Origin of the sequence: Frigoribacterium sp. PhB160 (assembly GCF_003751785.1) — a bacterium.
Classification (GTDB): Bacteria; Actinomycetota; Actinomycetes; order Actinomycetales; family Microbacteriaceae; genus Frigoribacterium.
The window spans coordinates 1127822-1152640 of the sequence record NZ_RKIE01000001.1 but is presented as its reverse complement, the minus strand read 5'-3'; the positions used below and the strand labels follow the sequence as shown (position 1 = coordinate 1152640).

The window sequence follows — 24819 nt, the reverse complement described above, 5'->3', positions numbered from 1 at the left end:
ATATAGCCGCGTCCCCGGCCGCACCAGGAGCCGGGGCGGTCGTTACCGAATCGAGATGAATGAACCTCGTCTTCGTGTCGCCGTGACGGGGCCGAGGCGGGGCCACGACGACGACGCTCCCGTGCCGGGCCTGCACCTTCCCAGGACGCGCCTAGGGTGACGCGTCATCATCCTGGGAGGCGCCGCCTCCCGTGCCGACCCAGCCCGAGCACCACCCGAGCCGACCCCAGGAGACAGACCCGCATGAAGAAGAAGACCGGCATCGTCCTCGGCGTGAGCGCCGCCGTCGTCGTGGGGCTCGGCGTGACCGCCGCCGTCGCCGGGCCGGCGTTCTACCGGGACGTCGTGGTGGGCGAGCCCGCGGCGGCCCCCACCGTCGCCGTGACGCCCGGCGCCACCACGGTCGACGCGAGCCAGGCCTCGGGCGACTGGACGATCGGCGACGGCAGCAGCGCCGGGTACCGCGTCGACGAGGTGCTGAACGGCACCGACGTCACGGTCGTCGGCACGACCGAGCAGGTCACCGGCACCATCACGGTCGACGGGTCGACCATCTCGGCCGCCACGATCGACGTCGACGTCGCCAGCATCGCCACCGACAGCGCGAACCGCGACGGGTACTTCAGGGACGACGCCATGGAGGCGTCGACCTACCCGACCGCGACCTTCGAGCTCACCTCCCCGATCGACGCCGCCGTCCCCGCGGACGGCGAGGTCGAGACCGTCGAGGCGACGGGAGACCTCACGATGCACGGCGTCACGCAGAGCGTGACCGTCGAGCTCCAGGCGGCGCTCTCCGGCGACGGCGTGCAGGTCAGCGGCTCGATCCCGATCACGTTCTCCGACTACGGCGTCGACGCCCCGAGCTTCGGCTTCGTCCAGGTCGAGGACCAGGGCAGCGTCGAGTTCCTCGTCGCCGCGACCCCCGCCTCCTAGGCTCCGCGCAGCAGCCCGGCGATCGTCGCCGGGACCGCGTCGACCAGCCCGAGCACGGTGAGCGGCCCGCCGCCGCTCGCCCGCTCGGCGGCGAGGCCGTGCACGACGGCGGCGGTCGCCGCGAGGCGGGCCAGCGTGCCGGCCTCGTGCAGGGCCGCCTCCGAGTGCGTCGCGACCAGGGCACCGAGCACGCCGCCGAGCGCGTCGCCGGCCCCGGCGGTGGCGAGCCACGACGGAGCCGACGAGGCGGCGAGCCGCGTGCCGTCCGGCCCGGCGACGAGCGTCCGGTGGCCCTTGACGAGCACGGTGCAGCCCCAGCGCTCCGCGGTGCGGACGGCGGCGCCGGCCGGGTCGGCCGTGACCTCCTCGAGCGAGCGGCCCGTCGCCCGGGCCAGCTCGCGGAGGTGCGGGGTCAGCACGACCGGACCCGTCGCCCGCTCGCGGAGGCCGAGGGCACCGGCGTCCAGCACGAGCGGGAGGCCCGAGGCCACGGCCGTCTCGAAGCCGTCGCGGGTCTCGTCGTCGAGGTGATCGGGGTCGACGCCCGAGCCGAGCAGCCAGGCCTGCACGCGCCCGGCGCTCGTGACGGCCTCCGGCCGCCGGTGCAGCACGAAGTCGGCGGCGCGCGTGGGCCCGAGGTAGCGCAGCATGCCGACGCCCGTGTGGAGGGCCGCCTCGACGCCCAGCACGGCGGCGCCCGGGTACGACGACGAGCCGGTCACGACGCCGAGCACGCCGCGGCTGTACTTGTCGTCGTCCTCGGCGGGCACGGCGATCCACGCCGCGGCGTCGGACGCGGTCCAGTCCGTGAAGTCGTCGGAGGCGGGGCGGGGGCGGCTGCTGTCGGTCACCCCTCCGACGCTAGACCGGCGCCGCGGCCCTCGCCGCAGCCGACGCCGAGGACCACGCAGGGCGGAACATCCCGGCCGCCCTCCGCGTTCGCCCCGAGGGAGACCACACCGTCCCCCGAGACCGACCGGAAGGCGCACCACCCGTGACCCTCAGCACCAGCACCAGCACCGCCACCCCCGACGACGCCCCCGAGGGCGGCGCCGTCGCCACCGCGCACCTCTTCGACCCGATCACCCTCCGCGGCACCGACTTCCGCAACCGCCTCTGGGTCGCGCCGATGTGCCAGTACTCGGTCGAGGCGCAGGACGGCGTGGCCACCGACTGGCACCTCGTGCACCTCGGCGCGCTCGCGCGGGGCGGCGCCGGCGCCGTCATCGCCGAGGCCACGGCCGTCGTGCCCGAGGGCCGCATCTCGCCGCAGGACCTCGGGCTCTGGGACGACGCCCAGGTCGAGGCCCTCCGTCCCGTGACGGCGTTCGTCCGCAGCCAGGGCTCCGTGCCCGGCGTCCAGCTGGCCCACGCCGGCCGCAAGGCCTCGACCTTCCGCCCGTGGAGCGACGAGCAGGGCTCCGTCCCCGAGGCCGACGGAGGCTGGCCCACCGTCGCCCCGTCCGCCGTCGCCTTCGAGGGCTACGCCGTCCCCCGCGAGATGAGCCGCGACGACGTCGTCGGCGTCGTCGAGGCGTTCCGCGCCGCCGCGCGCCGCTCGGTCGAGGCCGGCTTCGGGCTGATCGAGCTGCACGCCGCCCACGGCTACCTGCTGCACCAGTTCCTCTCGCCGCTCAGCAACGAGCGCACCGACGAGTACGGCGGCTCCCTCGAGAACCGCGCGCGCCTCCTCGTCGACGTGGTCCGCGCCGTGCGGGCCGAGGTCGGCGACGAGCTGCCGCTGCTCGTCCGCTTCTCGGCGACCGACTGGGCCGAGGGCGGCTGGGACGAGCACGAGACCGCGACCGTCGCCGGGTGGTCTCGCGACGCCGGCGCCGACCTGTTCGACATCTCGACCGGCGGGCTCGTCGCCGGGGTGACCATCCCCGTCGGCCTCGGCTACCAGGTGCCGTTCGCCCAGCACGTCCGCGAGACCGCCGAGGTCGACACCGGCGCCGTGGGCCTCATCGTCTCGGCACGCCAGGCCGAGGAGGTCGTGGCCGAGGGCCGCGCCGACGTCGTGCTCATGGCGCGCGAGTTCCTCCGCGACCCGCACTTCCCGCTGCGGGCGGCCGCCGAGCTCGGGGTCGAGCTCGACTACGTGCCGGCGCAGTACCAGCGCGCGCCCTTCCGCACCGCCTAGGAGAGAGCGCCGGAGGCGCGGGCCCGGTCCCGCAGGACCGCCCGCGCCTCCGATGTCCCCCGTCGCACCGTCCCGACGCTCGCCCTACGCGCGCCTCGTGGCGTCCTGCACCTCGCCGATCAGCTCCTCGAGGATGTCCTCGAGGAAGAGCACGCCCCGCGTGGCGCCCCGCTCGTCGAACGAGCGGGCGACGTGCACGCCGCTCCGGCGCATCGTCGCGAGGGCGTCCTCGAGCTCGGTGCCCTGGTAGATCGAGATCAGCTGGCGGATGCGCTTCGGCGGCACCGGGTCGCCGAACTCGTCCTCGTCGAGGTCGATGACGTCCTTGAGGTGCAGGTACCCCGTGGGGTCGCCCCCGTCGTCGACGAGCACGTAGCGCGAGAAGCCGTGCTGGGCGACGGCCCGCTCGACGTCGTGCGGGGTCGCGTCCTCGGGCAGCGTCACGAGCCCGCTCATCGGCACGGCGACGTCGTCGACCGTCTTCTCGGTGAACTCGAACGCCGCCTGCACCGTGCCGCTGGCGTCGGTGAGGGTGCCCTCCCGCCGCGACTGGGCCACGATCGTCGCGACCTCGTCGACGGTGTAGGCGCTGGCCGCCTCGTCCTTCGGCTCGACGCCGAACGCCCGCAGCACGGCGTTGGCCGACCAGTTCAGCGCGACGACCACGACGTGGAAGACGCGGGCCACGGCCACGAGCGGCGGGGCGAGCAGCAGCGCCGCGCGGTCGGGCAGCGAGAACGAGATGTTCTTCGGCACCATCTCGCCGAACACGACGTGCAGGAACGACACGAGCACGAGCGTGATGACGAAGCCGACGACGCTGACGAGCTCCTCGCTCAGCCCGGTGAGGCCGAGCGGCCCCTCGAGCAGGTGGTGGATCGAGGGCTCCGACACGTTGAGGATCAGCAGCGAGCAGATGGTGATGCCGAGCTGCGTCGTCGCGAGCATCATCGTCGCGTGCTCCATGGCCCACAGGGTCGTCTTCGCGGCGCGGCTGCCGGCCTCGGCCCGCGGCTCGATCTGCGATCGGCGCGCCGAGATGACGGCGAACTCGGCCGCGACGAAGAACGCGTTGCCCATGAGCAGCAGCACGAGCCAGACGATCCCCAGCCAGTCGCTCATCGGCTCGTCTCCTTCGTGCGGGCGCGGTCGCCGCGCGGGGCTCGCGGTGCCCGGGCCGCGCGGGCCCCGGCGATCTGCGACGAGGCCCCGCCGGAGGCGCGGGTCGACCCCGTCGCGTCCGTCGCGTCGTCGCTCGTCCCGCCCCGGGCACCCTCGGCGTCGGCTCCCCCGTCGCCCTCGCCGGGCACGGGGTCGGGCGTCGGGGTGAACCGGATGCGGTCGATGCGGCGCCCGTCGAGGCGCTCCACGCGGAACGTGCCGTCCTCGGTCTCGACGACGTCGCCCGCGACCGGCAGGCGGCCGAGCTCGCTCATGAGCCAGCCGCCGACGGTCTCGTAGGGGCCCTCCTCGGGCACCTTGACCGACGCGCGCTCGAGCAGCTCGTCGGGCCGGAGCAGGCCCGGGAAGGTCAGCCAGTTGCGCGAGCGCACGACGTCGACCCGACTGCGGTCGTGCTCGTCGGAGACCTCCCCGACGAGCTCCTCGATGAGGTCCTCCAGGGTGACGACGCCGGCGGTGCCGCCGTACTCGTCGACGACGACGGCCATCTGGTACCCACGGCCGCGCACCTCGCCGAGCAGGTTGTCGAGGGTCATCGTCTCGGGCACGCGCACCGCGTCGGTCTGGAGCGCCGAGACGGGCACGTCGGCCCGCTTCTCGCGCGGCACCGAGACGGCCTGCTTGACGTGCACGAGGCCCACGACGTCGTCGATGCCGTCGTCGGTCACGGGGAAGCGCGACAGCCCGGTGCGGCGCGCGAGCTGCAGCACGGTCTCGGCCGAGTCGGTGCGGGCCACGGTCGAGAGCCGCGGGCGCGGCGTCATGACGTCGGAGGCGGTGTGGTCGCTGAACGCCAGGGTGCGGGCGAGCAACAGGGCCGTGTCGCCCTCGAGGCTGCCCTCGAAGGCCGACCGGCGGACGAGCGACGAGAGCTCCTCGGCCGTGCGGGCGCCCGAGAGCTCCTCCTTCGGCTCGATGCCGATCCCACGGAGGATCGCGTTGGCCGTGTTGTTGAGCAGCGCGACGGCGGGCTTGAACACCGTCGTGAAGCCGACCTGGAACGGGATGACGAGCTTGGCGGTGCGGAGCGGCAGCGCGAGCGCGAAGTTCTTCGGGACGAGCTCGCCGACGATCATCGACAGCAGGGTCGCGACGACGATCGAGACGATCGGGGCGCCCACGGTCACGACCGGCTCGGGGACGCCGACCGCGGTGAGCGGCGGCTCGAGCAGCCGCGAGATCGCGGGCTCCATGGTGTAGCCGGTGAGCAGCGTCGTCAGCGTGATGCCGAGCTGGGCGCTCGAGAGGTGCGTCGACGTGATGCGCAGCGCGCCGATCGTCGGCGCGAGCCCCTTCTCGCCCTTCGACTGACGGGCCTCGAGGTCGCTGCGGTCGAGGTTGACCAACGAGAACTCGCTGGCGACGAAGAGGCCGGTGCCGATCGTCAGCACGAGGCCGATGCCGAGCAGGATCCACTCGTTCACAGCGGGCGGTCACCCCGCTCGAGGAGGCGGGGGGCGGAGGGCGCGGACGTCTGAGACGGAGGGTCATCCATAGACGAGCGATCTTAGCGTCAGGAGGCGCGCCCCACCACACCGGCCGGCCCGCCCCGGGTGCGCTCCCCGCACCTCCGGCGCTACCAGCTGACCGGCAGCGCCTTGCCCTCCTCGTACCCGGCGGCCGACTGCACGCCGACGAGCGCGCGCTCGGCGAACTCGGGGAGGCTGCGGGCCCCCGCGTAGGTGAACGAGCTGCGGACGCCCGAGGTGATCATGTCGAGCAGGTCCTCGACGCTCGGCCGCAACGGGTCGAGGTAGATGCGCGACGACGAGATGCCCTCGGCGAAGAGGGTCTTGCGGGCCAGCTCGTACGGGTCGAGCCGGCCGAAGCGGCCCTCGACGGCCTTCGTCGAGGCCATGCCCCAGCTCTCCTTGTAGAGGGCGCCCGCCTCGTCGGTCGCGAGCTCGCCGGGCGCCTCGATCGTGCCGGCGAACCACGAGCCGATCATCACCGACGACGCGCCGGCGGCGAGGGCGAGGGCGACGTCGCGGGGGTACCGCACCCCGCCGTCGGCCCAGACGTGCGCGCCGAGCGCCCGCGCGGTGGCCGCCGTCTCGAGCACGGCGGAGAACTGCGGGCGCCCGACCGCCGTCATCATGCGGGTGGTGCACATGGCGCCCGGCCCGACGCCGACCTTGACGATGGTGGCGCCCGCGCCGACGAGGTGGTGCACGGCGTCCTCGGTCACGACGTTGCCGGCGACGAGGGGCAGGCCGAGGCCGAGGCCCGACACGGTGCGGACGGCCCGGACCATGGCGTCCTGGTCGCCGTGCGCGGTGTCGAGCACGAGCACGTCGACGCCCGCCGCCGCGAGGGCCGAGGCCTTCTCGGCCACGTCGCCGTTGATGCCGACCGCGGCCGCGACGCGCAGGCGTCCGTCGCCGTCGACCGCGGGCTGGTACAGGGTCGAGCGCAGCGCGCTCTTGCGGCTGACGGTGCCGATCACCCGGCCGTGGCGGAGCACCGGCGCGAAGTCGATCTCGGCCGCGACCATCCGGTCGAACGCGGCCCGCGGGCTCTCGACGTCGTCGGCGTCGAGCGAGGTGAGCGCCCCGTGGAGCAGGTCGCCGAGGACGGCGTCGCGCGGGGCGGTGGCCAGCCGCGACGCGGCGATGCAGCCGAGGTAGCCACCGTCGGCGTCGTGCAGGACGATGCCGTGCCCCTCGACGGCGGGCACGCGGGTGAGCGCCGCGGCGACGGTCTCGCCCGGGTCGAGGGCGTACGGGGTGTCGTAGTCGACCGGCTGCGCCTTCACCCAGCGGATCGCCGCGTCGAGCTGCTGCAGCGGCATGTCCTGCGGCAGCACCCCGAGGCCGCCGCGGCGGGCGAGCGTCGCCGCGAGGCGCGGGCCGGTGACCGAGTTCATGTTCGCCGAGACGATGGGGATCGTCGCGCCCGTGCCGTCGCCCGGGACCAGCGAGACGTCGAGGCGGCTCGCCACCGACGACCGGCTCGGGACGAGGAACACGTCGGAGTACGTCAGGTCGTGGGTCGGCGTCGTCTCGTAGAACCTCATGCGACCTACGGTAATCCCTGAGAGTCGACCAGCCGAGGTCGTCCGGGTGCGATTAAGCTGGGGCCTCGTGGGCGTCGCCGCCCACGGACTGATCAACAATCAACGGAGAGTGGGCGATCGGCTGTGACGAGCCACGTGACGGGTACGACGGACGAGGGCGCGACGGCGGGGTTCGGCGCCAACGAGTGGCTGGTCGACGAGCTCTACGAGCAGTGGGTGGTCGACAAGAACTCCGTCGACGAGTCGTGGTGGCCCGTGCTCGAGGCCTACGTGCCCGCCGACCGCGCCGAGGCTGGCTCCTCCCCCGCTCCGGCCTCCGCGTCGGCGCCGACGTCCGACGCCGCCGAGCCCGCCCCGAGCACCGGAGGCGCGTCGACCGAGGGCGGTCAGGCGCAGGTCCCCGACGAGGTCGTCGGCGCCCCCGGCGAGAACGAGCCCGCCGCCCCGGCCCCCGCGCCCGCCGCCCCGGCCGGCAAGAAGGCCGCCCGCACCACCTCCGTCGAGCCCTCGGCGAAGCCGATCCCCGCCGAGTCGCCCGCGAAGCCGGCCGCGAAGCCCTCGGCCGGCGAGCAGCCCGTCCCGGAGGCCGAGGCCACTGTCGCCCCCCTCCGCGGCATGGCGAAGTCGCTCGCGACGAACATGGACGCGAGCCTCACCGTCCCGACCGCGACGAGCGTCCGCAGCGTCCCGGCCAAGCTGATGATCGACAACCGCATCGTCATCAACAACCACCTGAAGCGTGCCCGCGGCGGCAAGGTCTCGTTCACGCACCTCATCGGCTGGGCCCTGGTCCAGGCGCTGAAGGAGTTCCCCAGCCAGAACGTCTTCTACGACGAGGTCGACGGCAAGCCGTCGGTCGTGACGCCGGCGCACGTCAACCTCGGGCTCGCGATCGACATCCCGAAGCCCGACGGCACCCGCGCCCTCCTCGTGCCCGGCATCAAGAAGGCCGACGAGATGACCTTCGCCGACTTCCTGTCGGCCTACGAGGACGTGGTGAAGCGCGCCCGCGACAACAAGCTCGGCGCCGCCGACTTCCAGGGCAACACGATCTCGCTGACGAACCCGGGCGGCATCGGCACCGTGCACAGCGTGCCGCGCCTCATGCGCGGGGCCGGCTCGATCATCGGCGCCGGCGCCCTCGACTACCCCGCCGAGTTCCAGGGCACGTCGGCGAAGACGCTCGTCGAGCTCGGCATCGGCAAGACGATCACCCTCACGAGCACCTACGACCACCGCGTCATCCAGGGCGCCGGCTCGGGCGAGTTCCTCAAGAAGGTCTCCGAGCTGCTGATGGGGCAGCGCGGCTTCTACGAGGACATCTTCGCGGCCCTCCGCATCCCGTACGAGCCGATCCACTGGCACCCCGACATCAACGTCAACCTCGCCGAGCGCGTCGGCAAGACCGCCCGCGTGCAGGAGCTCATCAACAGCTACCGGGTGCGCGGCCACCTCATGGCCGACATCGACCCGCTCGAGTACCGCCAGCGCACGCACCCCGACCTCGCGATCGAGAGCCACGGGCTGACTTTCTGGGACCTCGACCGCGAGTTCGTCACGGGCGGCCTCGGCGGTCGCACGTCGGCACTCCTCCGCGACGTGCTCGGCATCCTCCGCGACTCGTACTGCCGCACGATCGGCGTCGAGTACATGCACATCCAAGATCCTGCGCAGCGCACCTGGGTGCAGCAGCACGTCGAGGTGCCCTACGTGAAGCCGTCGCACGACGAGCAGATGCGCATCCTCGGCAAGCTCAACGAGGCCGAGGCCTTCGAGACCTTCCTCCAGACGAAGTACGTCGGCCAGAAGCGCTTCAGCCTCGAGGGCGGCGAGTCGGCCATCGCCCTCCTCGACACCGTCATCCAGGAGGCGGCGCGCGCCGACCTGGAGGAGGTCGCGATCGGCATGGCCCACCGGGGCCGCCTCAACGTGCTGACGAACATCGCCGGCAAGACCTACGGGCAGATCTTCCGCGAGTTCGAGGGCACCCAAGACCCACGGACGGTGCAGGGCTCGGGCGACGTCAAGTACCACCTCGGCACCGAGGGCGAGTTCACGAGCGCCTCCGGCGAGACCATCCCGGTCTACATCGCGGCGAACCCGTCCCACCTCGAGGCCGGCGACGGCGTGCTCGAGGGCATCGTCCGCGCCAAGCAAGACCGCGGCCCGAGGGGCGTCTTCGGCACGCTGCCGATCCTCGTCCACGGCGACGCGGCCATGGCCGGCCAGGGGGTCGTCGTCGAGACGCTCCAGATGTCGCAGCTGCGCGGCTACCGGGTCGGGGGCACGATCCACGTCGTCATCAACAACCAGGTCGGCTTCACGACGCCGCCGACCGAGTCGCGCTCGTCGGTCTACTCGACCGACGTCGCGAAGACGATCCAGGCCCCGGTCTTCCACGTCAACGGCGACGACCCCGAGGCCGTCGCCCGCGTCGCCGAGCTCGCGTTCTCGTACCGCCAGGAGTTCCACCGCGACGTCGTCGTCGACCTCGTCTGCTACCGCCGGCGCGGGCACAACGAGGGCGACGACCCGTCGATGACGCAGCCGCTGATGTACAACCTCATCGAGGCCAAGCGCAGCGTCCGCACCCTCTACACCGAGGCGCTCGTCGGCCGTGGCGACATCACGCAGGAGGAGTACGACGGGGCGCACCGCGACTTCCAGGACCGCCTCGAGCGGGCGTTCGCGGAGACGCACGCCGCGCAGACCGGCTCGATGCCGATCGTGACCGGCGACGCCGGCGACGTCGACGACCTCGAGCGACCCGTCTCGCAGCGCGACGACGCCTCGGGCGAGCCCGACTCGACCGGGGTGCCGCTCGAGCTGATCCATGCCATCGGCGACGCCCACGACAACCCGCCCGAGGGCTTCTCGGTGCACCCGAAGCTCTCGCAGCTGCTGAAGAAGCGCGTCGACATGAGCCGGAACGGCGGCATCGACTGGGCCTTCGGCGAGCTGCTCGCGATGGGCTCGGTCCTGACCGAGGGCACGCCGGTCCGCCTCGCGGGCCAGGACAGCCGCCGCGGCACATTCGTGCAGCGGCACTCGGTGCTGCACGACCGCGAGAACGGGCAGGAGTGGCTGCCGCTCCAGAACATCACCGACGACCAGGCGATGCTCTGGATCTACGACTCGCTCCTCAGCGAGTACGCGGCGATGGCGTTCGAGTACGGCTACTCGGTCGAGCGCGCCGACGCCCTCGTCCTCTGGGAGGCGCAGTTCGGCGACTTCGCGAACGGCGCCCAGACGGTCATCGACGAGTTCATCTCGAGCGCCGAGCAGAAGTGGGGCCAGCGCTCGAGCGTCGTCCTCCTCCTGCCGCACGGCTACGAGGGCCAGGGCCCCGACCACTCGTCGGCTCGCATGGAGCGCTTCCTCCAGCTGTGCGCGGAGGACAACATGACGATCGCGCGCCCGTCGACCCCGGCGTCGTACTTCCACCTGCTGCGTCGCCAGGCCTACGCCCGGCCGCGCCGGCCGCTGGTCGTCTTCACGCCGAAGGCGATGCTGCGCCTCCGCGGCGCGACGAGCGGCGTCGACGCCTTCACCTCGGGCCGCTTCGAGCCGGTGCTCGACTGCACGCGGGTCACCGACCCGTCGGCGACGAAGCGCATCGTGCTGCACTCGGGCAAGATCCACTACGACCTGCAGGCCGAGCTCGAGAAGCGCGGCGTGGGCGACGAGATCGCCTTGGTGCGGCTCGAGCAGCTCTACCCGCTGCCGCTCGAGCGCATCCGCGAGGTGCTGTCGCGCTACCCGCACGCCGAGCTGGTCTGGGCCCAGGAGGAGCCGGAGAACCAGGGCGCCTGGCCGTTCGTCGTCCTCGAGCTGCAGAAGCACCTCGACCGGCCGATCACGGTCTCGTCGCGTCCGGCGTCGGCCTCCCCCGCAGCCGGCTCGACGAAGGCGAGCGCGGCGCAGCAGGCCGAGCTGATCTCGGGGGCCCTCGACCTCTAGTCGGCGCCGCCCGCCCGCGACGACGAGGGCCCGGGACCGCTGCGGCGGTCCCGGGCCCTCGTCGTCCGGCGTCAGGAGTCAGGAGTCAGGAGTCAGACGAGCTTGGAGTAGCGGACGCCCGCCTCGTGGTACCCGCGCTTGCGGTAGAAGCGGTGCGCCGAGTCGGTCGCCGCCGCCGAGACGGCGTTGAGCACGCGGGCACCCTGCGCCCGGCCCCACTGCTCGAAGTGGCCGAGCAGGTACGAGCCGACGCCGTCGCGGCGCAGCTCCTCGCCGACGACGAGCAGCAGCAGCTGCGCCGTCGGCGCGTCGTCGTTGTACGCCCACACGACGTGGGCTCCGGCGACGGCACCGACACGGCCGGCCTCGTCGCGGACGACCCAGGTCTGGTGGCCGGCCTCGGCGGTGAGCCGGGAGAGCCGGGCGGAGAGCACCTCGGCGTCGAGCGTGTGCCCGAGGAGGCTGATGAGTCGGACGAGGTCGTCGAGGTCGTCGGGCGTCGGGGTGCCGAGCACCTCCACCGTGGCGGTCATGCGACGACGCTAGCGCAGGAGGGAGGCGCGAGGCCCGCTCGTGACGACCCGCGCCTCCGCGTGGGGGCTAGTGCGAGGCCTGGAGGTCGCGCAGCCGCGCGAGCACGGTCGAGCGCAGGTCTTCTGGCGCGGTCTCGTTGCAGGCGCGCTTGACGGCGTCGGTCAGCACGCGGCCGACGGCGTGCTCGCCGGAGCAGTCGGCGCAGGTCGCCATGTGGGCGCGGATGTCGGCCGCGTCCTCGCGGCAGAGCTCGTCGTGCAGGAACTCCTCGAGCTCGGCCTTGGCCTTCTCGCATGCGCTGTCGGTGGTCATCTCTTGCCCTTCGGGGTCGTGCCGACCGGCACCGCGATGCCGCGGTCTCGGGCGTAGTCGGCGAGGAGTTCGCGGAGGAGGCGGCGACCCCGGTGCAGGCGGCTCATGACCGTGCCCACGGGGGTCTTCATGATGTCGGCGATCTCCTGGTAGGAGAAGCCCTCGACGTCGGCGAAGTAGACGGCCATGCGGAAGTCTTCGGGGACCTTCTGCAGGGCGTCCTTCACGGCGCTGTCGGGCAGGTGGTCGATCGCCTCGGCCTCGGCCGAGCGCGTCGAGCCGGAGGCGCGGGTCGCCGACTCGGCGCCGCCCAGCTGCCAGTCCTCCAGCTCGTCGAGCGTGCCCTGGTAGGGGTCGCGCTGCTTCTTGCGGTACGTGTTGATGAAGGTGTTCGTCTGGATCCGGTAGAGCCAGGCCTTGAGGTTCGTGCCCTGCTGGAACTGCCGGAAGGCGGCGAACGCCTTGACGAACGTCTCCTGCACGAGGTCGGACGCGTCGGCCGGGTTGCGGGTCATGCGCATGGCGGCGGCATAGAGCTGGTCCATGAACGGCATCGCCTGCTCCTCGAAGAGGTCGCGCAGGTCGGGCTCGTCGACGGGGTCGGTCGCGTCGACGACGTCGGTCGTGTCGACGGCGTCGGTGTCGCCGACGGCGTCGCTCGCGCTGGCGGCGTCGGGCGTCGCGGGGGTGGGCTCGTCGCCCTCGGGGGTGCTCATCACGGCCGATTCTAGTTCGGCGACCGTGATGTGCCCCAGGTCGGGTCTCGGTGCAAGTGCTGTGGGCACGCGTCCTCCAGGTGGTCGCTGCATTACCCTGGTGAACCGATGCAGGTGTACAGGTATTCCGGGCCCGAGTTCTCCCCCTACGACGACGGCCACGTGCCCGAGGGCGACGCGGGGGGCTGGGTCGCGCCCCGGGCCTCCGGGCCGCTCCGCGCCTCCCTGTCGCTGCCCGGCTCGAAGTCGCTGACGAACCGCGAGCTCGTCCTCTCGGCGCTCGCCTCCGGGCCCTCGCGGCTCCGGGCGCCCCTGCACTCGCGCGACACCGCGCTCATGACGCAGGCGCTGCGCGCGCTCGGCACGACGATCGACGAGGTCGAGTCGGGCGAGCCGTTCGGCCCCGACCTCGAGATCACGCCGGGCGAGCTGCAGGGCGGCGCGTCCGTCGACTGCGGCCTCGCCGGCACGGTCATGCGCTTCCTGCCGCCGGTCGCGGCGCTCGCCCTCGGCCCGGTCACCTTCGACGGCGACGAGTCGGCCCGCCGCCGCCCGATGGCGACGACCGTCGACTCGCTCCGCGCCCTCGGCGTCGACGTCTCCGACGACGGCCGTCGCGCGCTGCCGTTCAGCCTGCACGGCACGGGCGAGGTCGAGGGAGGCGCGGTCGAGATCGACGCCTCCGCCTCGTCCCAGTTCGTGTCGGGCCTGCTGCTGTCCGCGCCCCGCTTCTCGCGAGGCCTGACGCTCACCCACACGGGCGAGTCGCTGCCGAGCATGCCGCACGTCGAGATGACGATCGACGCGCTCGCGCAGCGCGGCGTCGCCGTCACGTCGCCTCGTCCCGGCGTCTGGGAGGTCCCGCCGACGCCGATCGCCGGGCGCGACGTCGTCATCGAGCCCGACCTGTCGAACGCCGCGCCCTTCCTCGTCGCGGCGCTGGTCGCGGGCGGCACCGTCTCGATCGCGCACTGGCCCGCCGAGACCACGCAGGTGGGCGCCGACCTGATCGAGCTGCTGCCGCTCTGGGGCGCCACGGTCTCCCTCGACGGCGACGTGCTGACGGTCGACGGCGGCGTGGGCCTCGTCGGCGGGGGCGCGCTGCCCGGCGTCGACGTCGACCTCTCGCGCGGCGGCGAGCTGGCACCGGCCCTCGTGGCCCTGGCGGCGCTGGCGTCGGGGCCCAGCACGATCTCGGGCATCGGCCACCTGCGCGGCCACGAGACCGACCGCCTCGCCGCTCTCGCCTCCGAGATCAACGCCCTGGGCGGACGGGTGACCGAGCTGCCCGACGGCCTCCACCTCGAGCCGTCGCCCCTGCACGCCGGCCAGTGGCGCTCCTTCGAGGACCACCGCATGGCGACGGCCGCGGCGATCATCGGCCTCGCGGTCGACGGCGTCGAGGTCGACGACGTGGGCGTCACCGCGAAGACCCTGCCCCAGTTCGTCGAGCTGTGGGACGACCTGCTCGGCCGACGGGTGTCGCAGCGCCCCGCCGACATCGACCTGCTCGGCTTCCTGTAGGCCCGCGATGAGCTGGTGGAGCGACGGCGACGAGCCCGACGACGACGGCGAGTGGTCGCAGTACGACGAGAGCTCGGTGCGGGTGCGCCCGAACCCCAAGGCCAACCGGCCCCGCACGAAGCAGCGCCCGGCGTACGAGAACGCCGAGACGGGCGTCGTCTGGACCGTCGACCGCGGCCGCTACGGCGTGCTGATGGACGTCGGCACCGCCGACGAGCGCGAGATCACGACGGCGCGCGCCCGTGAGCTCGGCAAGAAGAGCGTCGTGACGGGCGACCGAGTCGACGTCGTGGGCGACACGAGCGGCGCCGAGGGCTCGCTCGCGCGGATCGTCCGCGTGCAGGAGCGCACCACCCTGCTCCGGCGCAGCGCCGACGACAGCGACGCCGTCGAGCGCGTGATCGTCGCGAACGCCGACCAGATGCTCATCGTCGTCGCCGCGGCCGACCCGGAGCCGCGCCCCCGGCTCGTCGACCGCTACATGGTCGCGGCCTTCGACGCCGGCGTCGAGCCGATCCTCTGCATCACGAAGACCGACCTCGCCGACCCCGCGCCCTTCGCGGCGCACTTCGCCCCCCTCGACCTCCGCATCGTGACGACGACCTCGACGTCGTTCGACCCCGACGCCGACGGCGCCCCCTCCCCCGTGCTCGACGAGCTGCGCGGGCTGCTCGACGGCCACGTGACCGTGACGGTCGGGCACTCCGGCGTGGGCAAGTCGACGCTCGTCAACGCGCTCACCGGCGCGACCCGCGAGGTCGGCGTCGTCAACGCGGTCACCGGGCGCGGTCGCCACACGTCGTCGTCGACGGTCTCGTTCGCCGTGCCGAGCGGCGGCTGGATCGTCGACACCCCCGGGGTCCGCTCGTTCGGGCTCGGCCACGTCGACCCCGAGAACATCCTGCGGTCGTTCGCGCGGCACGCCCTGCCCGCGGTCGACCCGGTGCCCGGTGAGATCCCGCTCGCCGAGGCCCACGACTGGGAGATCGTCGACCGCGTCGAGGCCGGCGAGCTCGGCGACGTCGGACGCGAGCGCCTGCGGTCGCTGCAGACGCTGCTCGCCTCCAAGGGCGGCGTCAGCGGTCGCGACCAGGCCGCGCTCGACGACGACGGCCGGGGCGACGAGCAGCCCTAGCAGAGGGCGGACCGCCGGGGAGGCGCGGTGCCGGCCGGTCGCCCTCGGTACGCTGGCGAGGTGACCGACCCGACCCGCGCCTCCTCGTCCGCCCCCGCCCCGGCCGTCGCCGCGGAGCCCGACGGAGCGGCCTGGGCCGACGACCTGCGGCTGGCGCTCGAGCTCGCCGACGCGGCCGACGCGATCAGCACGGAGCGGTACCGCTCGGCCGACCTGCACGTGTCGCTGAAGCCCGACCGCACCCACGTCACCGACGCCGACCGAGCGGTCGAGCGGGCGATCCGGTCGGGGATCGAGCAGCACCGGCCGGGCGACAGCTTCTACGGCGAGGAGTACGGCGACGACGGCGCCTCGCACCGCCAGTGGATCGTCGACCCGATCGACGGCACGGCGAACTTCCTCCGCGGCGTGCCGGTCTGGGCGACGCTCATCTCGCTCGTCGTCGACGGCGTGCCCGTGCTGGGCGTCGTCAGCGCCCCGGCCCTCGGCCGCCGGTGGTGGGCGACGACCGGCGGCGGGGCCTTCTCGAGCGAGCACGACGGCCCCCTGCGCGTGAGCGGCGTCCGCGACCTCGCCGACGCCTCGATCAGCTACAACGGCCTCGACTACTGGATGTCGGCCGGGCGGCTCGACCAGCTGCTCGACCTCACGCGGCAGGTCTGGCGGACCCGGGCCTACGGCGACTTCTGGTCGTACATGCTCGTGGCCGAGGGCGCCGTCGACATGGCGGGCGAGTTCGACCTGCAGCCGTACGACATGGCCGCGGTGATCCCGGTCGTGCAGGAGGCCGGCGGGCGATTCACGAGCGCCGACGGCGACGACGGCCCGTGGCACGGCAGCGCCCTCGCCACGAACGGGCTGCTCCACGACGCGGTGCTCGGGGTCGTCGCGGCGCCCTCGTCCACCCCGGGCGACGGCACCCGCAGCTGAGCAGATGTCATCCCTGCGACCGAGGGAGGCGTCGCCAGACCGAGCCGTGCGGGTGATGTCGACGAAACACCGCGTCGGCTTGACTGGCCCCAGGTCGTCGCCGAGCCCCGCACGGGGCACCGCCGCAGGGCGGGTCGGCTGACCAGGAGCCTCGCGGCCCGCCGCCCGGCGGGCCGCGGCTCCGTCAACGTCAGCACCGAGAAGGAGCCCCCATGCCCGTCGTCACCGCCGCCACCGTCGTCGCCGCCGCCACCGTCGCCTCGAGCCGGGTCGACCCGGCCGCCGTCGACCTGCCGCCCACGCTCCACGTCGACATCACCGCGTGGCTCGTCGCCGCGGCGGCGCAGTCCCCCGCCGCCGCCTGACGCGGCGGGCCAGGCTCCGGCCGCGGCCCTCGCGCGCGGAGGTGCCGCGGATCTCAGGAGGCGCTGGCCGCCTCCCCCACCCGCCCCTGCCTGCGCGCCCGCAGGTCGAGCAGGGCCAGCACGAGCGCCGCCGCCACCAGGGCGATGGTCACGAGGAACCCGCTGCGGTAGGCCGCGTGGTAGACGTCGATCGAGGCGTCGGAGCCCGCCCCGGCGATGACCGAGTAGAAGGTCGACACCGCCGCTGCCGTGCCGATCGCCGTCCCGGCCCGCTGGCCGACCTGTCCCATCGAGCCGGCCACGCCGCCCATCTCGACCGGCACCTCCGCCAGGGTCAGGGTCTGGTTCGGCGAGATGACGAAGCCGCCTCCGGCCCCCGCCACGAGCATGCCGACGCCCATCGCGTAGGGCGTCACCTCCTGCGGCGTGAGGGTCGCGGCGAGCAGCAGCAGCACGAAGCCGCCCGCGACGAGGGCGAGCCCGAGCACGACCAGGCTGCGGCCGTAGCGCTCGACCAGGCGTCCGCCGGAGAAGGCCGCGACGGCCGACGTGAGGGCGAACGGGATCGTCACCATGCCGGCGAACACGGGCTCGAGGCCGAGCCCCTGCTGCAGGTAGAGGGTCGTCAGCAGGAAGGTCGCGGGCAGGGCGCAGAAGTACACCGTCGCGATGAGGGTGCCGTTCCGGTACGACGCCAGGGAGAAGAGCGAGAAGTGCACGACCGGCGACTTGCCGCGGGCCTTGTAGCGCTGCTCCCACCAGATGAAGGCGGCCCCGAAGCCGACGAAGCCGAGCAGGAACAGCCAGCGCAGCGGGTCGTCGCCCTGCCCCGTCGTCAGCACGAAGGGCAGCATCAGCGTGAGGATGGTCAGCCCGAGCAGCAGGATGCCCACGAGGTCGAGCTCGTTGTGACCGCTGGGCGCGGTCGTCGCCCTCGGCAGCAGTCGGAGCGCGAACACGATGGCGAGGACGCCGAGCGGGACGTTCATCCAGAACAGCAGCCGCCAGCCGTCGGTCGGGCCGCCGGCGGCGATGAGCAGGCCGCCCAGGGTCGGCCCGAACGCCGTCGAGACGCCGATGACGGCGCCGAAGAGCCCGAACGCCCGTCCGCGCTCCTTGCCCTGGAAGAGCTGCTGGACGAGCCCCAGCACCTGCGGCATCTGGATGCCCGCCGCCACCCCCTGCAGGATGCGCGCGGCGACGAGCAGCTCGATGGTCGGCGCGAGAGCGCAGAGCACGCTGGCGACGGTGAAGGCGCTGAGGCCGACGACGAACATGAGGCGGCGCGACTTGAGGTCGCCGAGACGGCCGGAGGGCACGAGCGACAGGCCGAACGCGAGCGCGTAGCCCGCGACGATGAGCTGCAGGGCCGTCGGGCCCGCCCCGAGGGACGCCTCGATGCTCGGCAGGCCGACGTTGACCTTCGACAGGTCGAGGATGGTGAGGGCGGCGACCGCGACGCAGACGCCGAAGGCCCGCCACTTCTGGCGGTCGGTCTCGGCGGTCGACGGGGTGGGACCGGTGGCGGGGGCGGCGGAGTCGTCTGATGTCGTCGTCATGGGATGCTTCCGTCATACACCCGTTGCGCGACGTGCAGCGAGGGCGGGACGACGAACGCCCCCGGTCGGTGACCGGGGGCGTTCGTCGTGGCGCGGAGTGTGACATCGACCGGTGGTGGAGATGGGGGGAATTGAACCCCCGTCCATCGCTGAGATTGCACGCATTCTACGGGCGTAGCCAGATCAGACGTTCTGCTCGGCCCCGACCTTCGCTACTGGCTCCTAGGTCGACGGGCCCAGCCCGAGTGCAAGTCCCACGTGACCCTCAGGCGTAGTCACGCAGCGAGCCCTCTAGATGACGTCAGGCTCTGGTTAGAAGGCGGTCACCAGACTGACGGACTCCATGTGGCTCTACTGCTTACGCAGCGAGAGCGAAGTCAGTGCGCTTGTTATTGGCACTTATTGTTTTCCAGAGATCGTTTACGAGATAACCCTGGATCCTCGGCCCGCTTCTCGTTCGCACACAGGCGATGTCGAAACCGATCATCCCCGTGAGGGGCCGATGTCACACTCTGTTGAGTTGCCAACCGTGCCTCGCAGCACGGTCTCCCAGTCTAGCGCCGACGGCGACGGGCGTCCACCGCGGGCGGCCTCCGGGGCCAGCCCCGGCGGCGGTCACTCGCCGAGGTGCTTGCGGGCCGACATGGCGGCCTCGGCCTCGCGCGTGGCGGTGCGCTCGCGCAGCGTCTGGCGCTTGTCGTACTCGCGCTTGCCCTTGGCGACCGCGATCTCGACCTTGGCCCGGCCGTCGGTGAAGTAGATCTTGAGCGGCACGATCGTGAAGCCGCCCTGGGACGTCTTCTGGCCGATCTTCGTGATCTCCTGCTTGTGCAGCAGCAGCTTGCGCTTGCGGCGGGGCGCGTGGTTGTTCCACGTGCCCTCGGTGTACTCGGGGATGTGCACGGCGTCGAGCCATGCCTCCCCCGCCTCGACGAAGGCGTAGCCGTCGACGAGCGACGCCCGGCCCTGCCGCAGCGACTTCACCTCGGTGCCGCTCAGCACGAGGCCCGCCTCGTAGGTGTCCTCGATCGTGTAGTCGTGGCGCGCCCGACGATTGGTGGCCACGACCTTCTCACCGCGTTCCTTGGCCACGCGTGCCTCCCGGTCGTCCTGGTGTGTGGATGCGCTGCCCGAGCGGGCAGCCTCTCAGCATACAGCGCCGCCGCGCGGCGAGGCGACCCTGCCGGGGAGGCGCGGTGCGCGACGCGCGCTGCCCGCGCCTCCTCGACGGTGTCGCCCGGTGCTCACACCTTGAGGTAGCGGCGGATGGCCACGTTCGCGGAGAGCGCCGCCAGGACGATGCCGATGACGACGACCAACGGCACGACGATCACCGTCTCGCCCAGGCCGATGAACGGCGTGGAGGCGAAGTTCGTCACGAGGTAGCCCTTGACGAAGAAGTTGACGATGGCGAACAGGGCCCCGCCGGCCAGCACCGACCCGAGCAGGGCGGCGATCACCCCCTCGAGGATGAACGGCGTCTGGATGAAGCGGTTCGACGCTCCGACGAGCCGCATGATGCCGAGCTCCCTCCGTCGGCTGAAGGCGCTGAGGCGGATGGTCGTCGCGATGAGCAGGACGGCCGCGATCAGCATGAGCACCGCGATGCCGATCGCCGTGTAGCTCGCCGCGTTAAGCAGGTTGAAGATCGGGTCGAGGTAGCCGCGCTGGTCGACGACGCTCTGCACGCCCGCGAGGCTCGACAGGCTCTCGGTGAGGACGTCCGACTGGGTCGGGTCCTTGAGGTTCACCCAGAACGTCTCGTTCAGGTACGAGGGCTGCACGAACTCGGTGGCCGGGCTGTCGGCGAACTGCGTCGTGAAGCGGTCGTAGGCCTGCTGCTGGGTCTCGAAGTACGAGCGGTCGACGAAGGGCGCGAGGACGTCGCTGCTCAGCTGGTCGGCCACGCCGTCGATCTGGTCCTGCGTCGCCTTGGCGCCGGTGCAGTTGCCCGTCGTGTCGGTGTCGGTGCAGAGGTAGACGGCGACCTGCGCCTTGTCGTACCAGTACCCCTTCATCTGGTTGATCTGGAGCTGCAGCAGGGCGGCCGTGCCGACGAAGGTCAGGGAGATGAACGTGACGAGCACGACCGAGATGACCATCGAGGCGTTGCGGCGGAGGCCGCTGCCGACCTCGCTGAGGACGAGTCCGAGCCTCATGCGTCCGCTCCCCTCGTGCTGAGGTCCTCGACCCCGATCGCCTGGATGGGCACCGCCTGCGTCTGGTAGCCGCCGTGGCGCTCGTCGCGGAGGATGTTGCCGCCGGAGAGCTCGATGACCCGGCGCTGCATCTGGTCGACGATGCCGGCGTCGTGCGTGGCCATGATGACCGTCGTGCCGCCCGCGTTGATGCGCTCGAGCAGCGTCATGATGCCGGCGCTCGTCGACGGGTCGAGGTTGCCCGTGGGCTCGTCGGCCAGGAGGATCGACGGCTTGTTGACGATCGCGCGGGCGATCGCCACGCGCTGCTGCTCGCCGCCGGACAGCTCGTGCGGCAGGCGCTGTTGCTTGCCGACCAGGCCGACCATCTTCAGCACGTCGGGCACGGCCTCCTGGATGAAGCCCTTGCTCTTGCCGATCACCTGCAGGCTGAACGCGACGTTGTCGAACACGCTCTTCTGGGGCAGGAGCCGGAAGTCCTGGAAGACGACGCCGAGGTTGCGACGGAAGTAGGGGACCTTGCGGCTGGAGAGGGTGCCGAGCTTCTGCCCGAGCACGTGGATCTGCCCGGTCGAGGGCTTCTCCTCCTTGAGCACGAGGCGCAGGAAGCTGGACTTGCCGGAGCCGCTTGCCCCGACCAGGAACACGAACTCGCCCTTGAGGATCTCGAGGGTGACCGAGTTCAGGGCCGGTCGTGGGTTGCCGGCGTACACCTTGGTGACTTCATCGAATCGGATCATGACGGGGATCACCCTAAGCGCGGCCGCGGACGATCCGGGTCGCGACGCGCCCCGGCGGCGTGCCTATGGATCGGCTGACAGCAGCTCAGTCGTCGTCGCGCTTGCGCCAGCGGATGCCCGCCGAGATGAACCCGTCGAGGTCGCCGTCGAAGACGTTCGAGGGGTTGTTCACCTCGTGCTCGCTGCGGAGGTCCTTCACCATCTGGTACGGCGCGAGGACGTAGCTGCGGATCTGGTCGCCCCAGCTGGCCGTGATGTTGCCGGCCAGCTCTTTCTTCTTCGCGTTCTCGGCCTCCTTCTGCAGGAGCAGGAGGCGCGACTGCAGCACGCGCATCGCCGCGGCCCGGTTCTGGATCTGGCTCTTCTCGTTCTGCATCGAGACGACGGTGCCGGTGGGGATGTGGGTGAGGCGGACGGCCGAGTCGGTCGTGTTGACGCTCTGACCGCCGGGGCCCGACGAGCGGAAGACGTCGACGCGGATGTCGTTCTCCGGGATCTCGACCGCCTCGGTCTCCTCCATCAGCGGGATGACCTCGACGGCGGCGAAGCTCGTCTGGCGCTTGCCCGCGGCGCCGAACGGGCTCATGCGGACGAGGCGGTGCGTGCCGGCCTCGACGCTGAGGGTGCCGAACGCGTAGGGCGCGTCGATCTCGAAGGTGGCGCTCTTGATGCCCGCCTCCTCGGCGTAGCTCGTGTCCATGACCGTGGCGGCCATGCCGTGCTTCTCGGCGTAGCGGAGGTACATGCGCAGCAGCATCTCGGCGAAGTCGGCGGCGTCGACCCCGCCCGCGCCGGCGCGGATGGTGATGACGGCGGGACGCGGGTCGTACTCGCCGTCGAGGAGGGTCTGCACCTCGAGCGTGTCCATCATCTTCTGGAGGCTCTTCAGCTCGACCTGGGCCTCGTCGGCGCTCTCTTGGTCGTCGCCGTCGTTGGCCATCTCGACGAGCACCTCGAGGTCGTCGAGGCGCTGCTCCGTCGTCTCGAGCTTCTCGAGCTCGGACTGCCGGTGGCTGAGCGCGCTCGTGACCTTCTGCGCGTTCTCGGTGTCGTCCCAGAGGTCGGGGGCCGAGGCCTGCTCGCTGAGCTGGGCGATCTCGGCGACGAGGCGCTCTTGGCCGATCACCGCACGGATGTCCTCGAACGTGGCCCGGAGGGCGGCAATCTGCTCAGAGAAGTCCAGTGCGATCATGGTGCCCGAGCTTACCGGCCCGGGCCGTGCCGGGCCGCCGTGGCCCACGGCCCGGCAGCCCGGTCGCGCCGCTCAGCCGCAGAACTCGTAGGGCGTGCGATCGGAGCGGCTGACGGTCACCGTGTCGACGAAGCCGCCCTCGTGGAGCTCGAAGACGACGTAGCGCCCCTGGCCGTCCTCGACCGCGTACTGCACGCCGTACACCGCCGGGTCGTCCATCGTCTTGCGGGCCTGCGGGTAGGCCGCGAGGACGGACGCGGTGTCGGACCCGAGGCCGATGCCCTCCACCGTCGTCGGCGAGAGGGCGGCCAGCGCCGCGGCGCCGAGCTGCTGGTCGCCGCTCAGCACGACGTAGGTGGTCGCGTCGGTCACGCCGTCCGACCCGGTCACGAGGCCGAGGCCGTCCGGCCGGGAGAAGAAGGTCGCCGGGCACTCGACGTCGACGTCGTCGGGTCGCCGGTCGAAGGCCGAGATGGTGCCGACCTGCTCGGACTCGACCGCGTCGAGGTACGCGGGGCCGATGCTGTCGCTCGCGATGGTCCAGGTCGACGGGTCGGCGGGGTCGTAGGCGGGTCGCGTCGGGGTCGGGCTCGCCGTGGGCGACGGCGCCGGCTCGGCGGTCGCCGTGGGCGTCCCGACGGGCTCGAGCGAGCCCGGCGTGGAGGACGAGGAGGCGCTGGGCCGGCCCGTGGGGCGGAGCTCCGGCCCGGCCTGTCCGTCGCCTCCCGGGGGCGTCGCGCCGAGTCCGATCGCGAGGCCGCCCACGGTGACGACCGCCACGACGGCCGTGACGACCGAGGCGGCGACGACGCGGCGACGACGACGCCTCGCCGTGCGGGCTGGCTCCTCCGCCGCCGTCTCGGAGAGGACGCGCCGGAGGGCCGCGGCGCGGTCGGGGTCGAACGAGGCCCGGGCGTCGGGGCCGTGCTGGTCGTCGGTCATCGGGTCTCTCCGGTCGAGGGGACGGACGTGTCGGCGGCGACGAGGTCGCCGGTGGTGCGGGCCAGCCGCTGACGGGCCCGGGAGAGCCGCGACTTGACGGTGCCCACGGGCACCCCGAGCGCGACGGCCGCCTCGGCGAGCGGGAGCTCCTCCACGAGGCAGAGCAGCAGCACCTCACGGTCGAGCCGGCCGAGACCGGCGACCGCGTCGCGCAGGGCACGGCCGCGGTCGACCGCGTCGAGCCTCGCGGCGACGTCGTCGGCGTGGTCGTCGACGTCGGGCCGGGCCGGGAGCTTCGCGAGCGCGAGCCCGTGACGACGCCGGGCGCGCGCCGCGTTCTGCGCCACGTGCCCCGTCGTGACCAGCAGCCACGGCAGCACCGAGCCGTCGACCACGCGCACCGCCGCGCGTCGGCGCCACGCCTCGAGGAAGACGAGCGCGGCGACGTCCTCGGCGTCGTGCCGATGACGCGTCAGCCTCAGGGCGTGGCCGAGCACCCGGTCACGGTGCCGGTCGAAGACGACGCCGAACGCCTCGCCGTCTCCCTGCCCCGCGCGTGCCCACAGCGTGGCGTCGTCGTCGTTCATCGTCTCCCCCGTCGTGCGGCGGGCCCGTCCGGCCCCGCCGTGTCGTCGTCCGCCACGTGCGTCCCTCCCCCTCGAGGAGATGATCTCCCACCCGGACATGTCCGCAGCGCCGTCCGGGTTCCCTCTCGCGGATCCCGGGCGTGTCGCGAGCGTCGGCCGCGAGGCGCGCGCGGCCCGGCCCGCGTCGGGCCCGCGCGGTGCGGCTCAGCCGCGGGGCCGCGCCACGCCGGCCTCCCGGAGCGCGACGTCGGCCAGGCGGCGCACGACGGCGGGCTCGCCCGACCGCCACGCCGCGACCGCGTCGGGTGCCACGGCGAGCGCGGCGGCCGCGTCGCGGCCCGTGAGGGCGCGGAGCGCGAGCAGCTCCTCTCCCCCGGGCGTCGCCAGGAGCGACCGGACCGAGGAGGCGCGGCGCACGAACGCGACCCGTCCCCGCAGCCAGGCCCACGCCACGACCACGCTCGGCAGCCCCCCGACGAGGAGGCCCGAGACGAGGGCGGCCCGGGCGACGTCGTCCTGCTGCTGCCGACCCGCGTCGACGAGGGCCTGCCCGGCGCCGGAGGCCCCGTCGAACGGCGCGGACGCGGCACCGCCGAGCAGCGGGATGCCCCCGAGCACCCGGGAGGCGTCGTCCATCGTCCCCTGGAAGCCGGCCCCCGCCTCCTCGATCTGTCGTCCGAGCTCGGCCAATCCGCCGACGAAGGCGGTGACGGCGAGGCCGAGGGCGACGAAGGCGACGACGAGCCCGAGGGCGACGACGTCGCCGGCGATCTGCCGGGCACGGACGGGCGCGGACGCCGAGTAGAGCTGCATGGCCCCAGTCTGCCCGCGGACCCCGCCCCGGCGAGGCCGACCGACGGCCTCGGGTCACCGGCCGCCGAGGGGAC

22 protein-coding genes and 1 other RNA gene are annotated in these 24819 nt (G+C 72.9%); 7 read left to right on the top strand and 16 right to left on the bottom strand.

What is annotated here, in order from left to right; all coding sequences use genetic code 11:
* Positions 1 to 243: 243 nt before the first annotated feature.
* Complete coding sequence (locus tag EDF38_RS05415) at positions 244 to 936, top strand: YceI family protein (protein ID WP_123354319.1); 693 nt, start codon at positions 244 to 246, stop codon at positions 934 to 936.
* On the opposite strand, the gene EDF38_RS05410 is transcribed toward EDF38_RS05415, so the two are convergent.
* Positions 933 to 1787, bottom strand: coding sequence for an ADP/ATP-dependent (S)-NAD(P)H-hydrate dehydratase (locus EDF38_RS05410; RefSeq protein ID WP_123354318.1), 855 nt, complete (start codon positions 1785 to 1787; stop codon positions 933 to 935). The genes EDF38_RS05415 and EDF38_RS05410 overlap by 4 nt on opposite strands.
* Positions 1788 to 2017: 230 nt before the next feature.
* On the opposite strand from EDF38_RS05410, the gene EDF38_RS05405 reads away from it, so the two are divergent.
* Positions 2018 to 3079, top strand: a complete 1062-nt coding sequence (locus EDF38_RS05405) for an NADH:flavin oxidoreductase/NADH oxidase (RefSeq protein ID WP_233572351.1) — start codon at positions 2018 to 2020, stop codon at positions 3077 to 3079.
* A gap of 84 nt (positions 3080 to 3163) precedes the next feature.
* Here EDF38_RS05405 and EDF38_RS05400 read toward each other — a convergent pair whose 3' ends face one another.
* From EDF38_RS05400 to EDF38_RS05390, 3 genes are all read right to left on the bottom strand, one after another.
* Positions 3164 to 4201: a hemolysin family protein gene (locus tag EDF38_RS05400; RefSeq protein WP_123354316.1), complete on the bottom strand. Its 1038-nt coding sequence runs from the start codon at positions 4199 to 4201 to the stop codon at positions 3164 to 3166.
* The gene (locus tag EDF38_RS05395) at positions 4198 to 5685 is read right to left on the bottom strand and encodes a hemolysin family protein (RefSeq protein WP_123354315.1); all 1488 of its coding nucleotides are present in this window, start codon (positions 5683 to 5685) and stop codon (positions 4198 to 4200) included. The genes EDF38_RS05400 and EDF38_RS05395 overlap by 4 nt, the downstream gene beginning before the upstream one ends.
* A gap of 152 nt (positions 5686 to 5837) precedes the next feature.
* Positions 5838 to 7277, bottom strand: a complete 1440-nt coding sequence (locus tag EDF38_RS05390) for a GuaB1 family IMP dehydrogenase-related protein (protein ID WP_123354314.1) — start codon at positions 7275 to 7277, stop codon at positions 5838 to 5840.
* A 123-nt stretch (positions 7278 to 7400) separates the two neighbouring features.
* On the opposite strand from EDF38_RS05390, the gene EDF38_RS05385 reads away from it, so the two are divergent.
* Positions 7401 to 11237 carry a multifunctional oxoglutarate decarboxylase/oxoglutarate dehydrogenase thiamine pyrophosphate-binding subunit/dihydrolipoyllysine-residue succinyltransferase subunit gene (locus EDF38_RS05385; protein ID WP_123354313.1) on the top strand — a complete coding sequence of 1279 codons (3837 nt, stop codon included), beginning with the start codon at positions 7401 to 7403 and terminating at the stop codon, positions 11235 to 11237.
* Between the two features lie 92 nt (positions 11238 to 11329).
* On the opposite strand, the gene EDF38_RS05380 is transcribed toward EDF38_RS05385, so the two are convergent.
* The 3 genes from EDF38_RS05380 to EDF38_RS05370 all read right to left on the bottom strand — a co-directional run bounded on the left by EDF38_RS05380 (position 11330) and on the right by EDF38_RS05370 (position 12799).
* Positions 11330 to 11770: a GNAT family N-acetyltransferase gene (locus tag EDF38_RS05380; protein WP_123354312.1), complete on the bottom strand. Its 441-nt coding sequence runs from the start codon at positions 11768 to 11770 to the stop codon at positions 11330 to 11332.
* A gap of 67 nt (positions 11771 to 11837) precedes the next feature.
* On the bottom strand, positions 11838 to 12083 hold the full coding sequence (locus EDF38_RS05375) for a zf-HC2 domain-containing protein (protein WP_123354311.1): 246 nt from the start codon (positions 12081 to 12083) through the stop codon (positions 11838 to 11840).
* On the bottom strand, positions 12080 to 12799 hold the full coding sequence (locus tag EDF38_RS05370; protein ID WP_123354310.1) for a sigma-70 family RNA polymerase sigma factor: 720 nt from the start codon (positions 12797 to 12799) through the stop codon (positions 12080 to 12082). Before EDF38_RS05370 ends, EDF38_RS05375 begins: the two co-directional genes overlap by 4 nt.
* Before the next feature lie 108 nt (positions 12800 to 12907).
* On the opposite strand from EDF38_RS05370, the gene aroA reads away from it, so the two are divergent.
* From aroA to EDF38_RS15840, 4 genes are all read left to right on the top strand, one after another.
* On the top strand, positions 12908 to 14323 hold the full coding sequence (gene aroA, locus EDF38_RS05365; protein WP_123354309.1) for a 3-phosphoshikimate 1-carboxyvinyltransferase: 1416 nt from the start codon (positions 12908 to 12910) through the stop codon (positions 14321 to 14323).
* 7 nt (positions 14324 to 14330) lie between these two features.
* Positions 14331 to 15458 carry a ribosome small subunit-dependent GTPase A gene (gene rsgA, locus EDF38_RS05360; RefSeq protein ID WP_123354308.1) on the top strand — a complete coding sequence of 376 codons (1128 nt, stop codon included), beginning with the start codon at positions 14331 to 14333 and terminating at the stop codon, positions 15456 to 15458.
* Between the two features lie 144 nt (positions 15459 to 15602).
* Complete coding sequence (locus tag EDF38_RS05355) at positions 15603 to 16388, top strand: inositol monophosphatase family protein (RefSeq protein ID WP_233572350.1); 786 nt, start codon at positions 15603 to 15605, stop codon at positions 16386 to 16388.
* 212 nt (positions 16389 to 16600) lie between these two features.
* On the top strand, positions 16601 to 16753 hold the full coding sequence (locus EDF38_RS15840; protein WP_158613317.1) for a hypothetical protein: 153 nt from the start codon (positions 16601 to 16603) through the stop codon (positions 16751 to 16753).
* Positions 16754 to 16806: 53 nt separating this feature from the next.
* On the opposite strand, the gene EDF38_RS05350 is transcribed toward EDF38_RS15840, so the two are convergent.
* The 9 genes from EDF38_RS05350 to EDF38_RS05310 form a co-directional block, all read right to left on the bottom strand.
* On the bottom strand, positions 16807 to 18312 hold the full coding sequence (locus EDF38_RS05350; RefSeq protein WP_123354306.1) for an MFS transporter: 1506 nt from the start codon (positions 18310 to 18312) through the stop codon (positions 16807 to 16809).
* A 113-nt stretch (positions 18313 to 18425) separates the two neighbouring features.
* Positions 18426 to 18803: a transfer-messenger RNA gene (gene ssrA, locus EDF38_RS05345) on the bottom strand.
* Positions 18804 to 18927: 124 nt separating this feature from the next.
* A complete protein-coding gene (smpB, locus tag EDF38_RS05340; RefSeq protein ID WP_123354305.1) occupies positions 18928 to 19404 on the bottom strand; it encodes an SsrA-binding protein SmpB in 477 nt (158 codons plus the stop codon).
* Between the two features lie 152 nt (positions 19405 to 19556).
* Entirely contained in the window at positions 19557 to 20471 is a 915-nt protein-coding gene (ftsX, locus tag EDF38_RS05335; RefSeq protein ID WP_123354304.1) for a permease-like cell division protein FtsX, read from the bottom strand.
* Positions 20468 to 21211 (bottom strand): cell division ATP-binding protein FtsE, encoded by a 744-nt coding sequence (gene ftsE, locus EDF38_RS05330; RefSeq protein ID WP_123355040.1) that lies wholly within the window; start codon positions 21209 to 21211, stop codon positions 20468 to 20470. Before ftsE ends, ftsX begins: the two co-directional genes overlap by 4 nt.
* A gap of 85 nt (positions 21212 to 21296) precedes the next feature.
* The gene (prfB, locus tag EDF38_RS05325; RefSeq protein ID WP_123354303.1) at positions 21297 to 22403 is read right to left on the bottom strand and encodes a peptide chain release factor 2; all 1107 of its coding nucleotides are present in this window, start codon (positions 22401 to 22403) and stop codon (positions 21297 to 21299) included.
* Between the two features lie 72 nt (positions 22404 to 22475).
* Positions 22476 to 23345, bottom strand: a complete 870-nt coding sequence (locus tag EDF38_RS05320; RefSeq protein WP_123354302.1) for a hypothetical protein — start codon at positions 23343 to 23345, stop codon at positions 22476 to 22478.
* Positions 23342 to 23932, bottom strand: a complete 591-nt coding sequence (locus EDF38_RS05315) for an RNA polymerase sigma factor (protein WP_123354301.1) — start codon at positions 23930 to 23932, stop codon at positions 23342 to 23344. Before EDF38_RS05315 ends, EDF38_RS05320 begins: the two co-directional genes overlap by 4 nt.
* Positions 23933 to 24136: 204 nt before the next feature.
* Positions 24137 to 24745, bottom strand: a complete 609-nt coding sequence (locus EDF38_RS05310; protein ID WP_123354300.1) for a hypothetical protein — start codon at positions 24743 to 24745, stop codon at positions 24137 to 24139.
* Between the last annotated feature and the right edge of the window lie 74 nt (positions 24746 to 24819).